This window comes from Agrobacterium sp. 719_389, from assembly GCF_900188475.1.
Classification (GTDB): domain Bacteria; phylum Pseudomonadota; class Alphaproteobacteria; order Rhizobiales; family Rhizobiaceae; genus Agrobacterium; species Agrobacterium radiobacter.
This window is the reverse complement of sequence record NZ_FYEM01000004.1, coordinates 220,753-234,068: the sequence shown is the minus strand read 5'-3', so window position 1 is coordinate 234,068 and position 13,316 is coordinate 220,753. Positions and strand designations below refer to the sequence as shown.

Genomic DNA, 13,316 nt, shown 5'->3' with positions numbered 1-13,316 from the left:
CCTATGGGAAGCAGCGAACAGCCACTGGAAAGCACGCGACAGCGTCTGGACAAGTGGCTGTTCTTTGCCCGTATGGCCAAGTCCCGTTCGCTGGCTCAGGGCTACATTCAGTCGGGCCACGTCAAGGTCAATGGGGTTACCATCCGCCAGCCCAGCCATGCGGTGAAGGCGGGTGACAAGCTCGATATCGGTTTTGAGCGCATGGACAAGGTGCTCGTCGTCAAGTCCGGCGGAACACGGCGTGGGCCCTATGAGGAAGCCAGACTTCTCTATGACGACCAAACACCGCCACGGGAACCTTCAGACAGGCTGACGCCTCTCGAGCAGGCGTTGCGCCAGCCAGGCAGCGGGCGTCCCACCAAAAAGGAGCGCAGGGCGCTCGACAGGTTTCTGTCTGACAGTGACGGAAGCAAAGATTAGAATAAACCTCCAAGTCACACCCGTTTTTCAGAATTGTTTATCCTTGCTATCTGTAGTCAAAGGCATTACGTCACTTGCGAAATTGCCCTGTCTGAATTCCGGGCGACGGCTTGTGTTCCGAAGCCCAAAGACCCGGCCTGCATATTCTGGAGTTCATCATGACATATGTCGTGACCGACAATTGCATCCGCTGCAAATATACCGATTGCGTTGAGGTCTGCCCCGTCGACTGCTTTTACGAGGGTGAAAATTTCCTCGCGATCAATCCCGATGAATGCATCGATTGTGGTGTGTGCGAACCGGAATGTCCCGCCGAGGCTATCAAGCCCGATACGGAGCCGGGTCTCGACAAGTGGCTGACGCTCAATGCCGAATATGCGGCAATCTGGCCGAACATCACAATCAAGCGGGATCCGATGCCGGAAGCCAAGGAAATGGACGGCGTTGAAGGCAAGCTGGAGCTTTATTTCTCTGCTGAGCCCGGCAAGGGCGACTGAACTCAGATTTACGAAGATCCTGTACAAATATTTGAAAAGCCCTCGTTGCACCCAGCACGAGGGCTTTTTGTTTATCCGCCGCGGCCGGACTGCAGCGTGGTGGAGAGCAATGTCAGAAGGGCCACGCTTTCCTCCAGGCTTTGCCGCTGACGGCTTTGCAGGATGGCTGCCTGCAAACGGTTCATCTCGCGGGCGATCGCCGCTGGCTGCCATGTTCGCAGCGCTCTTTCGATGATGGGTTTTCTGCGGAAGTGGATGTGGCGTCCAAGCGTCTGCATGACCTGACCGGCCTGCAGTTTTTTCTCATCCATTTCGGCCCGCATCTGGTCAAGCAGCTGGAATTGCTTGAGGCATCCCTGGAGCACAAGGAAGATTGGCGTTTTCGAAGAAACGATCTTCTGGGTCGCGTGGAAAAAGGCGTTTCTGTCGCCTTTCAGGATGGCGTCGACAGCATCGTCAGCGGAAACCGTGCTGGCATCGCCGATAATGGAGAGAACGTCGTCTTCTTCGATCACGTCTGCGCCACGGCAATAGAGCGCGAGCTTACGGATTTCGTTGCGCGAAGCGATACGGTCGCCGCCGAGCGATTCTATCAGTCTCTGCCGGGCAGCAGGCGCGATGCGCAGATTGTCTGCGGATAGTTCCTGATCGATCAGCGCATTCAGCGAGCGGGCATCGTCGGCATAACAGGGGATCGCGGCGATGGAGCGTGCCGGCTCCGCGATCTTGCGCAGTCCGGTACCTTTTTTGACATCGCCCGCTTCGATGATCAGGAAACTCGCTTCCGGCGGCGTTTCCGCCAGAATCTGGAGGGCGTCCACCAGCGCCTTTTCGGCCGAGGCGCCCTTGATCCAGACAAGTTTTTCACCACCGAAAAGACCGATGGCGTTTACTTCATCGAGCAGGCGGCCAGGGTCGCCCTGCAGATCGGATGCGGTCAGCTTCAGCGATGCGAAAGCGTCGTCGGGATCGATACCGGTCTTTTTGGCGATAAGGGTCGCCCGTTCCGATACGAGACCGCGATCCGGGCCGTAGAGTACGAAAACGCGAAAGCGCTCCGCCGGATTTTCGGCGAAGCGCTCGAATTCATGGGACTTTATCTCCGTCACGGCCGCCGCTCTCAGCGGCCGAGTGTGGCGGCGATATCGGTGCGGATGATTTCAGCCAGTTCCCGGGCGGCACGGTTCTCGGCGTCGCGAGTTGCACGGATCTTGGCGAATTCCTGCTGCGGCAGGTCCACCTGCGCCGTCACGCTGCGGCGTGCGGAGCGCAGGATCTGACCGTCGGAAATGCGCGTCAGCACATATTGACCGCTCATCACGACACGGCCGGGATAGGGGCCATCGTAATTGTTGTTCGCGCGGGTCGTCAGGTCGTAATTCTGCACTTCCGTTGACGTGGCGCTCGAGCTTACAAAAACTTTGACGTTATATTGCGCCGTGGCTGGTTGGCCCGCGCCGCCGGCCATCAGAAAGATCAGCTGATTGCGGACTTCCTGCCCGACCCTGCCACCGGTCTCGGAGACGCTGACGGCCGCCAGCCTCTCCTTGGTTCCGGAGGCCTCGCCATAAAGCGGGCGCACCTGGCAGCCTGCCAGAAGACCAGCCATCGTCACGACGGAAATCGCTGCCGCGGCGCGGCTCCATCTTGAAAAAACGTCAGACAACAATGTTCACAATCCTCTGCGGAACCACGATGACTTTTTTGGGCTCGCCACCGGCAAGAATGGATTTGACGGCGTCCAGCGCAAGGGCGGCCGTTCGGACCGCATCTTGATCCGCATCGCGCGCGATTGTCAATTCGCCACGCTTCTTGCCATTGACCTGCACGGGCATGACCACGTCGTTTTCCTCCACCAGCGAAGCGACGAAGCTTGGCCACGGCGTCTGGGCCACGAGGCCGGTATTACCCAGCGCCGACCAGCATTCTTCCGCCAGATGCGGCGTCATCGGGGCGATGATGCGGATGAGGATTTCGACGGCGTCGCGCGCTGCTGCCTTGACGTCGTCAGACTTACCGCCGGAAGCGACATCGGCGAGCGGACCGGCCAGCGCATTGACCAGTTCGTAGATGCGGGCGATGGCCTTGTTGAAGGCGAGCTTGTCCAGATCTTCCTGGACAGCCTTCAGTGTCTTGTGGGCCGCCTTGGAGGCCGCCAGCCCTTCGCCTTCGGTTGCCGGCTTCGGCTTCACGCCCTTCAGCTGTTCGGCTGCTTCGCCGATGATGCGCCAGACGCGCTGGACGAATCGGTTTGCACCTTCCACGCCGGCTTCAGACCAGATGACGTCGCGATCAGGTGGCGAATCCGAGAGAACGAAGAAGCGCGCGGTATCCGCCCCGTAGGATGCGATGATATCGTCAGGGTCGACCACGTTCTTCTTCGACTTCGACATCTTCTCGATGGAGCCGATCTTCACTTCTTCGCCGGAAGAAAGCAGGAAGGCGCGGCGCGCGCCGTCGTTTTCCTCGATCCTCAGTTCGGCAGGCGGCACCCATTCACGCGTTGTGCCTTCACCGCGGCTGTAGGTCTCGTGGACCACCATGCCCTGGGTGAACAGGCCCTTGAAGGGTTCCTTGACGTCCACATGGCCTGTTTCGCGCATCGCACGGGTGAAGAAGCGCGAATAGAGCAGGTGCAGGATGGCATGCTCGATGCCGCCGATATATTGATCCACCGGTAGCCAGTGATTGGCGACCTTCGGGTCGGTCGGTGCGTCTTCCCACGGCGCGGTGAAGCGCGTGTAATACCAGCTGGAATCGACGAATGTATCCATCGTATCCGTTTCGCGGCGTGCGTCATGGCCGCATTGCGGGCAGGAGACATGGCGCCATGTGGGGTGCCGGTCCAACGGGTTGCCGGGCACATCGAAAGTCACGTCGTCGGGCAGCTTGACCGGCAGGTCCTTTTTCGGAACCGGCACCACACCGCAGACTTCGCAATGGATGACCGGGATCGGGCAGCCCCAGTAACGCTGGCGGGAAATGCCCCAGTCGCGCAGGCGGAAATTGACCTTGCGCTCGGCCTGCGGCGTATTGCCCAGCGTCTGCGCGGAAAGCTTCTGCACGACGGCCTCGAAGGCGTCTGCCGTATTCATGCCGTTCAGGAAGCCGGAATTGATCATCACGCCGTCATCGGTGAAGGCGGTGTCGCCGATGGCGAAGTTCGCGGCATCGGGACCTTCGGGGGCAACGACGGCCACGACCGGCAGATCGTATTTGCGGGCGAAATCCAGATCGCGCTGGTCACCTGACGGGCAGCCGAAAATCGCGCCCGTGCCATAATCCATCAACACGAAATTGGCGACATAGACCGGCAATTCCCAGCTGGGGTCCAGCGGATGCACAACCTTGACGCCGGTGTCGATACCCTTCTTTTCAGCGGTTTCCAGCGCGGCCAAAGAGGTGCCGTGGCGGCGGCATTCGTCGCAGAACTCGGCGATATCAGGGTTGTTCGCGGACAGTTCCCTGGCCAGCGGGTGGTCGGCGGCGATCGCCAGGAAGGAAGCGCCGAACAGCGTGTCCGGGCGCGTCGTATAGACGGTGATATCGGAGAAACCTTCCGGCGCCGTTTCAGCGACGGTCTGCCAGCGCAGCGACAGGCCTTCGGAGCGGCCGATCCAGTTCTTCTGCATCAGGCGCACTTTTTCAGGCCATTGGTCCAGCGTGTCCAGCTCGTCCAGCAGGTCCTGGCTGAAATTGGTGATGCGGAAGAACCATTGCGTCAGTTCGCGCTGCTCGACCAGCGCGCCGGAGCGCCAGCCGCGGCCGTCGATAACCTGCTCATTGGCCAGAACGGTATGGTCGACCGGGTCCCAGTTGACCTTGGACTGCTTGCGGTAAACCAGCCCCTTTTCCATGAAGTCGACGAACAGAGCCTGCTGGCGGTGGTAATATTCCACGTCGCAGGTCGCGAACTCACGGGTCCAGTCCAGCGACAGGCCCATGGATTTCAGCTGGCCGCGCATGGTGGCGATGTTCTGGTAGGTCCAGTCCTTCGGGTGAACCTTGTTCTGCATGGCCGCGTTTTCCGCAGGCATGCCGAAGGCGTCCCAGCCCATCGGATGCAGGACGTTGAAGCCGCGCGCACGCTTGTAGCGGGCGACGACGTCGCCCATGGCGTAGTTGCGGACATGGCCCATATGGATGCGTCCCGACGGATAGGGAAACATCTCTAGAACGTAATACTTCTCACGCGGATCGCTGTTGTCGGTGACGAAAACCTTGTCTTCGTTCCATTTCTGCTGCCAGCGCGGCTCGGCGTCGCGAGGATTGTAACGTTCGATGGCCATTGTTTAGAATTCCGGGTATCGAGGGGAAAAATTTGCGCTGACCTTCACCATGAAACGACCGGGGCGTCAAGTTTGGCGGGGCATTCGGGCGTTCAATCTTGGCCAGCGCGCCTCAAATGGTGCTAAACCCGCTTGGCATCAAGGCAATCGGCGTCTAGTTAGCGTTGCGAATGGTTCAAATGAAGGTCTTGTGATGGAAATCGAAGCACGTCTTGAGGATGTCAGGCAGCGCATTGGTGATGTCGCGGAAAAATCCGGCCGCAAGCCTGCGGATGTTGCCCTTGTCGCGGTCTCGAAGACCTTCGATGCGGAGGCGATCCAGCCGGTCATCGATGCCGGCCAGCGCGTATTCGGCGAGAACCGCGTGCAGGAAGCGCAGGGCAAGTGGCCGAAACTCAAAGAGAAGACTGACGGCATAGAGTTGCGTCTGATCGGCCCGTTGCAATCCAACAAGGCGGCGGATGCCGTGGCGCTGTTTGATGTCGTCGAGAGCGTCGACCGCGAAAAGATCGCCCGCGCGCTTGCCGAGGAATGCGCCAAACAGGGCCGCGGCCTTCGGTTTTATGTTCAGGTCAATACCGGGCTTGAGCCGCAAAAGGCGGGCATCGATCCGCGTGAGACAGTTGCTTTCGTGGCCTTTTGCCGGGATGAGCTGAAATTGCAGGTCGAGGGATTGATGTGCATTCCGCCGGCCGATGAAAATCCCGGCCCGCATTTTGCGCTGCTGGCGAAGCTTGCCAGGGAGTGCGGCCTTGAGAAGCTTTCCATGGGCATGTCCGGGGATTTCGAAACGGCCGTCGAATTCGGCGCGACCAGTGTGCGTGTGGGGTCGGCCATCTTCGGTACGCGATAAGGCCATAAACAAAAAACCCGGCGCTGAGGCCGGGTTTCAAGCATTCGAAAACGACGATCAGTACTGATCGTCCTCGTCTTCGTCCTTCTGCGTGGATTTCAGCGAGGAGAGCTTCTTGAAGACCGCATCGGCGTCGATCTGCTCGTCTTCTTCGCGCTGGAAGTTGTAATCCAGACCTTCCGTCACGGTTGCCGGCTGCAGCGTGTTGTCCAGCTCTTCGGCTGTCGGCAGCGGGCGGCCGCGCGAGGCGCGTTCGACTTCAAGGTCGAGATCGATCTGGCTGCAGAGGCCGAGCGTTACCGGGTCCATCGGCGTCAGGTTGGCCGAGTTCCAGTGGGTGCGGTCGCGAATCTGCTCAATCGTCGATTTCGTGGTGCCGACGAGACGCGAAATCTGCGCATCCTTCAGCTCCGGATGGTTGCGAACGAGCCAGAGAATGGCGTTCGGACGGTCCTGACGCTTGGAAACCGGCGTGTAGCGCGGGCCGCGACGCTTGGATTCCGGCACGCGGACCTTCGGCTCGGAAAGCTTCAGCTTATGGTTCGGATTGGCTTCGGCGCGGGCGATTTCGTCGCGGGAAAGCTGTCCGGTTGCGATCGGATCGAGGCCCTTGATGCCCTGCGCGGCTTCACCGTCGGCAATTGCCTTGACTTCAAGCGGATGCAGTTTGCAGAACGTGGCGATCTGATCGAACGACAGCGCGGTGTTGTCAACCAGCCATACAGCCGTAGCTTTTGGCATGAGCAATTGTTGAGCCATAGATACAGTCCTTCTGTCCGTCCGCGCCGGTGTCGCGGGCGTGGTATCAACCACTGATTTCCGGGATATTGGCGCTCTATAACCGGATTGCATCATAATTGCAATTCTTTGCGAAACAAATGACCTTTGTCTAATTGCCGTGTGCATTTGAACTGCTATGAATTCAACACATGCCTGAGGTGGGAGTCTCGGGCCACGTCAGAAGCCATATCGGTTCCAGGAGGAGTTCATGTCTGCCAAAATCTACCCGGTTCTCAAATCGGCGAAGGCCCGCACGCTCATCGACAATGAGCGTTACCAGAAATGGTATCAGGAGAGCGTCGAGGATCCGGAAAAGTTCTGGGACAAGCACGGCCGCCGGATCGACTGGTTCAAGCCCTATACCAAGGTCAAGAACACATCCTTCAAGGGCAGGGTGCCGATCAAGTGGTTCGAGGATGGCCTCACCAACGTCTCCTATAACTGTATCGACCGTCACCTGAAGACGCATGGCGAGCGCACGGCGATCATATGGGAAGGCGACAATCCCTATATCGACAAGAAGATCACCTATAACCAGCTCTATGATTACGTCTGCCGTCTGGCGAATGTCCTGAAGAAGCATGGCGTCAAGAAGGGCGACCGCGTCACCATCTATATGCCGATGATACCCGAAGCGGCCTATGCGATGCTCGCCTGCGCTCGCATCGGGGCGATCCATTCGGTCGTGTTCGGCGGCTTCTCGCCGGAAGCGCTGGCCGGCCGCATCGTCGATTGCCAGTCGACCTTCGTCATCACCTGCGATGAAGGCGTGCGCGGCGGCAAGCCGATCCCGCTCAAGGAAAACACCGACAAGGCGATCGATATTGCCGCCAAGCAATATGTCATCGTCAACAAGGTTCTGGTGGTGCGTCGCACCGGCGGCAAGACCGGCTGGGCCCCCGGCCGCGACATCTGGTACCATCAGGAAATCGCCACCGTGAAACCGGATTGCCCGCCCGTGAAGATGCGCGCGGAAGATCCGCTGTTCATCCTTTATACGTCGGGCTCCACCGGCAAGCCGAAGGGCGTGCTGCACACCACGGGTGGTTACCTCGTCTATACGTCGATGACGCATGAATATGTGTTCGATTACAAGGATGGTGAGGTTTATTGGTGTACCGCCGATGTCGGCTGGGTCACCGGCCATTCCTACATCGTCTATGGGCCGCTTGCGAACTGCGCGACGACGCTGATGTTCGAGGGCGTGCCCAACTTCCCGGATCAGGGTCGCTTCTGGGAAGTCATCGACAAGCACAAGGTCAATATCTTCTACACCGCCCCGACGGCGCTCCGATCGCTGATGGGGGCGGGTGACCAGTTCGTTCAGCGCTCGTCGCGCTCCAGCATCCGTCTACTCGGCACGGTGGGTGAGCCGATCAACCCGGAAGCATGGGAGTGGTATTACCATGTGGTCGGCGAAGACAAGAGCCCGATCGTCGACACCTGGTGGCAGACGGAGACCGGCGGCATTTTGATCTCGCCGCTGCCCGGTGCGACCGATCTGAAACCCGGCTCGGCGACGAGGCCGTTCTTCGGCGTGCAGCCACAGCTTGTCGATGCCGAAGGCAATGTGCTGGAAGGACCCGCTGACGGTAATCTCTGCATCATCGACAGCTGGCCGGGCCAGTCGCGCTCCGTCTACGGCGATCATCAGCGCTTCATCGATACGTATTTCTCGACCTACAAGGGCAAATACTTCACCGGTGACGGCTGCCGTCGTGATGAGGACGGTTATTACTGGATCACCGGCCGCGTCGATGACGTGCTGAACGTTTCCGGCCACCGTCTTGGCACGGCCGAAGTGGAATCGGCGCTGGTGTCGCATCACCAGGTTTCGGAAGCGGCCGTGGTCGGTTATCCGCATCCCATCAAGGGACAGGGCATTTATTGTTATGTCACGTTGATGGCGGGGCAGAATGGCGATTATGCGCTGCGCGAGGAGCTGGTAAAACACGTGCGCAACGAGATCGGACCGGTTGCGACACCCGACAAGATCCAGTTCGCGCCGGGCTTGCCCAAGACCCGCTCCGGCAAGATCATGCGTCGTATCCTGCGCAAGATCGCCGAGGACGATTTTGGTGCGCTGGGGGATACATCGACGCTCGCCGATCCGGCGGTGGTCGAAGACCTCATCGCCAACCGACAGAACCGCACGGCGTGATCTTTTGAAAAGGCTGCTTCGGCAGCCTTTTTTCTGTCGGCCATTTTCACAAACAAAAACACCCGGAGGCGGAACCTCCGGGTGTTTTCAATTTTATGCAGACAGGATTATTGGCCGCGGATCTTCTTCAGGTCCGCCAGAACGGCGTCGACTACATCAGCGCCGATTTCAGCCTTGTGCTTTTCGTACACGACCATCGACTTTTCGCGAATACGGGTCTGCTCTTCCGGAGACAGCGTGTTCACTTCGAGACCGGCAGCCTTGATCTTTTCCAGCGACTTCTGGTTCAGTTCGCGGATAACCTTACGCTCTTCGTCGCGGCCGACGACTGCGCATTCACGCAGGGCCGTCTGTTCTTCGGGCGTGTAGCTGTCGAAGATCGGCTTGGAGAAGAGGAAGAGGAACGGCGTGTAGGCGTGGTTCGTCTCGGTGATGTACTTCTGCACCTCGTAGAACTTGGAGGTGTCGATCGTCACATAGGGATTTTCCTGCGCGTCGATCGCGTTGGTTTCAAGCGCCGAGAAGACTTCGCCGAAAGCCATCGGCGTCGCATTGGCGCCGAGGTTCTGGAAGGTGTCGAGGAAGATGTTGTTCTGCATCACGCGAACCTTGAGACCGGAGAAGTCTTCCCACTTCGTAACGGCATGCTTGGAGTTCGAGAGGTTGCGGAAACCGTTTTCCCAGTAAGCAAGGTTTACGAGACCCTGCTCTTCCAGCTTCTTGTTCATCATGTCGCCGAAGGCGCCGTCCATAACGGCATCGGCTTCCTTGTCATTGGCGAACAGGAACGGCAGGTCGAAAACACCAAGCGACGGGATGAGGCCGACGAGGGGCGAAGAGGACGTCACGACGGCTTCCTGAACGCCGGAACGCAGGGCCTGCGTTGCCTGAAGGTCACCGCCGAGAGCGCCGCCCCAGAATGCCGTCAGCTTCAGCTTGCCGCCCGACTTGTCGTCGAGGCAGGCCTGCATGGCCTTGATGCCGTTGCCGACCGGGTGGTCCTGGTTGATGCCGTTCGAAACGCGGATGTTGCGGCTGTTGAATTCGGCCATTGCCGGCGCTGCGGCGCCAACGGCGAAAGCGATGGCGGTGGTGGTCAGAAGAAGCTTTCTCATAATATCCTCCCTTGGATTGTGTTCGAGAAACAGGTTGTGGATTAACGGAGATATTGCAGCGGTACGAGGACGATGTCCGGGAAAATCACGAGCAGCGCCAGGACGATGGTTTCGGCAACGAGGAACGGCCAGACGCCGACCGTAACCTTTCCGAGCGGGATGCGGCCGACGCCGCTGACAACGTTCAGAACGACGCCAACCGGAGGGGTAATCAGGCCGATGGCGTTGTTGATGATGAAGAGGACACCGAAATAGACCGGGTCGATGCCCGCCTGCTTGACGATTGGCATCAGAACAGGCGTCAGGATCAGGATGGTCGGCGTCAGGTCGAGTGCGGTGCCGACGATGAAAACCAGCACCATCATGGCGGCCATCAGCAGCATCGGGCGATCGATCAGCGGCTCGATATAGCCTGCCACTTCGTTCGGAATATTCGCAGCCGTGATGAGCCATGCGGAGACGAGTGCTGCGCAGACGAGGAACATGATGATCGAGGTGCTCTTGGCGGCACGCAGGAGCACGTGAAACAGGTCCGCCGGCTTCAATTCGCGATAGATCACCATGCCGACAAACAGCGCATAGGCGGCGGCAACGACGGCGGCTTCCGTCGGTGTCATGATGCCGGCCTTGATGCCGCCGAGAATGATGACAGGCATGCCGAGCGCCCAGCCGGCACGAGCAGTCACGAGCAGACGTTCCTTGCCCGAAGTCTTGGGCAGGGGCTTTACGTTGTCCTTACGCACCACGATCAGCCAGGCGATGATGAGCGATGTGCCCATCAGAATACCAGGAACGATGCCGGCGAGGAAAAGCTGGGTGATTGAGACGTTGGCGGCAACACCGAAGACGATGAAGGCCATGGACGGCGGAATGACCGGAGCGATGATGCCGCCTGCGGCGATGAGGCCACCGGAGCGCGGAATGTTGTAACCGGCCTTCGCCATCATGGGGATCAGGATTGCGGCAAGGGCTGCGGTATCGGCTGCGGCCGAGCCGGAGATGCTGGCCATGATGATGGCCGCCACGATTGCCACGATGCCGAGGCCGCCACGGATGTGACCGACGAGCGCGATCGCGAAGTCGATGATGCGGCGGGAAAGACCACCGGAATTCATCAGTTCGCCGGCCAGAATGAAGAAGGGGATGGCAAGCAGCGTGAACGTGTCTGCGCCCGAGATCATGTTCTGGGCGATGATCGCGGTGTTGAACATGCCCATGTACCACATGAGCACGACGCCGCAGAACATCAGCGAGAAAGCGACGGGAACGCCAATAGCCATGGCTCCCAGCAGAGAGCCGACAAAAACGAGAAGTGTCATGGTATCAGCGCTCCGAAAGCTGTTCGATCGTGAGGTTCTCGCCCGCGAACTGGGCGATTTCGTCCTCTGTCACGCGACCGGTCACATAACGGTACAGGCGTTCCAGTGCGATGATGAACATCAGGCCGCCGGTGAACATGCCAATGCCATAGACCCAGATCATCGAAAGCTTGGTGACGGGAGCGTGCATGCTGGCATTGATGCCGGACTGTTTCCAGGTGCCCCAGAAGAAGATGGCGGAACAGGCCAGAATGATGATGTTCGACACGATCATGCAGACGATGCGGGCGCGGCGCGACAGGAACATCACGAGCGTTTCGATGCCCATATGGCTGTTTTCGCGGAAGGTCAGCACGGCGCCGATGAAGGTCAGCCACACGAAGAAATAACGCGACAGTTCTTCAGAGATGTTGATGCCGGAATTCATCGTATAACGCATGACGACGTTGACGAAGACCATGATCGACATGCCGGCGAGCAGCAGGACGAGAATGATTTCGAGAATCCGGTAAAAGAGATTGATGGTCTTTTGCATTTTCCCCTCCCGAAGAAATATCTAGAGCAGCCCTCGTTTCGCCAGGTTGCGCATCAGGGCCGCGGTGCCGAATGTCCATTCCGGGCATTCGTCGGTCGTGGCGACCCAGTTGATCAGCTTACCGAGCTTGGGCGTGGAGATTTCGACACGGTCACCCTTGGAATGGGTGAAACCGAGGCCTGGGCCGTGGCGATCCTTCACCGGCGCGAACATCGTGCCAAGGAAAAAGACGGCGCCGTCTGGATATTGATGGTTACGGTTCAAGAGCTGCGAAGCGAGGTTTTCCGGCGTGCGGCTGATCGCTTCCATGGGGCTGACGCCCGTCATGGTGAAACCGTCTTCGCCTTCGACCAGAAGCGATATCTGCGACTTCTTCACATCTTCAATGGTGAAGTTGCCATCGAACAGGCGGATGAAAGGACCGATGGCGCAGGAGGCGTTGTTGTCCTTCGCCTTGCTGAGCAGGAGTGCAGAGCGGCCTTCGAAATCGCGCAGATTGACGTCGTTGCCAAGTGTCGCGCCGACGATGCGGCCATCGGAAGCGATGGCCAGCACCACTTCCGGTTCCGGGTTGTTCCACTGCGATTTCGGGTGAACGCCGATCAGGGCGCCGCAGCCTACCGAGGCCATGGCCTGCGCCTTGGAGAAGATCTCCGCATCCGGGCCGATACCCACTTCCAGATATTGCGACCATAGTCCCATTTCCTGGAGCAGTTTCTTGACTTCGGCGGCTTTTTCCGAGCCGGCCTCAAGTCCCTTGAGATTGTCGCCGAGAACCGGGGCCAGCCGCCCACGAATTTCCTGCGCGCGCAGCGGATCGCCCTTTGCCTGCTCTTCTATCACGCGTTCCAGCATGCTGTCGGCAAAGGTGACGCCTGCAGCCTTGACGGCCTGAATGTCATTGGGGGCAAGAAGTTCGCCGGCGGAACCGTCCAGAAACGCCTCCAGCGCGCCGAGTGCGACGAATGTGCCTGTGTCGGCGAGCCGCTCCACCAGATCCTTCTTTTCCAGAAGTTCGGACATGGTCGGGGAAAGCGAAGTGAGGTCATAAAGCACGCCGCCCTTGAGCAGGACCGGGCAGGGACCGCCTTCGCTTTTCGACCAGACGCGGCCGACGAGCAGCGCGTTTTCGAAATCTTCAGGCAAAATTGCAGTAGCGTCGATAGACCTTGTGCCGGTCATGTAGTCCTCCCCTTCAGCATCCGACAGGCCGCCTCCTGCGGTCTTATTGTCTGGATGTCTGACAACCTAATCCCATTCTTCTTAGTATGACTTTTGCTACGAGTCTAGCGGCCTTGCCGACAAATTTGTCGTCTTTCGCCTCTCAATTCCCGGAAAGCCGTAAAC

12 protein-coding genes are annotated in these 13,316 nt (G+C 59.1%); 4 read left to right on the top strand and 8 right to left on the bottom strand.

What is annotated here, in order from left to right:
- Positions 1-3: 3 nt before the first annotated feature.
- Complete coding sequence (locus CFB10_RS09940; protein WP_020010778.1) at positions 4-420, top strand: RNA-binding S4 domain-containing protein; 417 nt, start codon at positions 4-6, stop codon at positions 418-420.
- A 158-nt stretch (positions 421-578) separates the two neighbouring features.
- Positions 579-917: a ferredoxin FdxA gene (gene fdxA, locus CFB10_RS09935; protein WP_026363742.1), complete on the top strand. Its 339-nt coding sequence runs from the start codon at positions 579-581 to the stop codon at positions 915-917.
- A gap of 71 nt (positions 918-988) precedes the next feature.
- Here the strand turns inward: fdxA and holA are convergent, their stop codons facing one another.
- From holA to leuS, 3 genes are read right to left on the bottom strand one after another with little or no spacing between them, the layout of a single operon-like run.
- Positions 989-2,026 carry a DNA polymerase III subunit delta gene (holA, locus tag CFB10_RS09930; protein WP_020010780.1) on the bottom strand — a complete coding sequence of 346 codons (1,038 nt, stop codon included), beginning with the start codon at positions 2,024-2,026 and terminating at the stop codon, positions 989-991.
- Positions 2,027-2,037: 11 nt separating this feature from the next.
- Positions 2,038-2,583 (bottom strand): LPS assembly lipoprotein LptE, encoded by a 546-nt coding sequence (gene lptE, locus CFB10_RS09925; RefSeq protein WP_051091641.1) that lies wholly within the window; start codon positions 2,581-2,583, stop codon positions 2,038-2,040.
- A complete protein-coding gene (gene leuS, locus CFB10_RS09920) occupies positions 2,576-5,206 on the bottom strand; it encodes a leucine--tRNA ligase (RefSeq protein WP_020010782.1) in 2,631 nt (876 codons plus the stop codon). Before leuS ends, lptE begins: the two co-directional genes overlap by 8 nt.
- Positions 5,207-5,399: 193 nt before the next feature.
- Here leuS and CFB10_RS09915 point away from each other — a divergent pair, with 193 nt between their 5' ends.
- Positions 5,400-6,059, top strand: a complete 660-nt coding sequence (locus CFB10_RS09915) for a YggS family pyridoxal phosphate-dependent enzyme (protein ID WP_020010783.1) — start codon at positions 5,400-5,402, stop codon at positions 6,057-6,059.
- Between the two features lie 57 nt (positions 6,060-6,116).
- On the opposite strand, the gene CFB10_RS09910 is transcribed toward CFB10_RS09915, so the two are convergent.
- Positions 6,117-6,818, bottom strand: coding sequence for a DUF1013 domain-containing protein (locus tag CFB10_RS09910; RefSeq protein WP_026363744.1), 702 nt, complete (start codon positions 6,816-6,818; stop codon positions 6,117-6,119).
- 229 nt (positions 6,819-7,047) lie between these two features.
- Here CFB10_RS09910 and acs point away from each other — a divergent pair, with 229 nt between their 5' ends.
- Positions 7,048-9,000: an acetate--CoA ligase gene (gene acs, locus CFB10_RS09905; RefSeq protein ID WP_004444026.1), complete on the top strand. Its 1,953-nt coding sequence runs from the start codon at positions 7,048-7,050 to the stop codon at positions 8,998-9,000.
- A 107-nt stretch (positions 9,001-9,107) separates the two neighbouring features.
- Here acs and CFB10_RS09900 read toward each other — a convergent pair whose 3' ends face one another.
- Genes CFB10_RS09900 through CFB10_RS09885 form a run of 4 tightly spaced genes read right to left on the bottom strand, consistent with a single transcriptional unit; the run spans position 9,108 to position 13,151 of the window.
- Positions 9,108-10,115 (bottom strand): TRAP transporter substrate-binding protein, encoded by a 1,008-nt coding sequence (locus CFB10_RS09900; RefSeq protein ID WP_020010785.1) that lies wholly within the window; start codon positions 10,113-10,115, stop codon positions 9,108-9,110.
- A 41-nt stretch (positions 10,116-10,156) separates the two neighbouring features.
- Entirely contained in the window at positions 10,157-11,434 is a 1,278-nt protein-coding gene (locus CFB10_RS09895) for a TRAP transporter large permease (RefSeq protein ID WP_020010786.1), read from the bottom strand.
- 4 nt (positions 11,435-11,438) lie between these two features.
- Positions 11,439-11,969 (bottom strand): TRAP transporter small permease, encoded by a 531-nt coding sequence (locus CFB10_RS09890; protein ID WP_020010787.1) that lies wholly within the window; start codon positions 11,967-11,969, stop codon positions 11,439-11,441.
- A 21-nt stretch (positions 11,970-11,990) separates the two neighbouring features.
- Positions 11,991-13,151 carry a fumarylacetoacetate hydrolase family protein gene (locus CFB10_RS09885; RefSeq protein ID WP_026363745.1) on the bottom strand — a complete coding sequence of 387 codons (1,161 nt, stop codon included), beginning with the start codon at positions 13,149-13,151 and terminating at the stop codon, positions 11,991-11,993.
- Positions 13,152-13,316 lie beyond the last annotated feature (165 nt).

Excerpts from the sequence above, each read along its gene's own strand:
- CFB10_RS09940 (WP_020010778.1), top strand. The coding sequence starts at position 4 with ATGGGAAGCAGCGAACAGCCACTGGAAAGCACGCGACAGCGTCTGGAC.
- fdxA (WP_026363742.1), top strand. The coding sequence starts at position 579 with ATGACATATGTCGTGACCGACAATTGCATCCGCTGCAAATATACCGAT.
- leuS (WP_020010782.1), bottom strand. The coding sequence starts at position 5,206 with ATGGCCATCGAACGTTACAATCCTCGCGACGCCGAGCCGCGCTGGCAG.
- CFB10_RS09915 (WP_020010783.1), top strand. The coding sequence starts at position 5,400 with ATGGAAATCGAAGCACGTCTTGAGGATGTCAGGCAGCGCATTGGTGAT.
- CFB10_RS09910 (WP_026363744.1), bottom strand. The coding sequence starts at position 6,818 with ATGGCTCAACAATTGCTCATGCCAAAAGCTACGGCTGTATGGCTGGTT.
- acs (WP_004444026.1), top strand. The coding sequence starts at position 7,048 with ATGTCTGCCAAAATCTACCCGGTTCTCAAATCGGCGAAGGCCCGCACG.
- CFB10_RS09900 (WP_020010785.1), bottom strand. The coding sequence starts at position 10,115 with ATGAGAAAGCTTCTTCTGACCACCACCGCCATCGCTTTCGCCGTTGGC.
- CFB10_RS09895 (WP_020010786.1), bottom strand. The coding sequence starts at position 11,434 with ATGACACTTCTCGTTTTTGTCGGCTCTCTGCTGGGAGCCATGGCTATT.
- CFB10_RS09890 (WP_020010787.1), bottom strand. The coding sequence starts at position 11,969 with ATGCAAAAGACCATCAATCTCTTTTACCGGATTCTCGAAATCATTCTC.
- CFB10_RS09885 (WP_026363745.1), bottom strand. The coding sequence starts at position 13,151 with ATGACCGGCACAAGGTCTATCGACGCTACTGCAATTTTGCCTGAAGAT.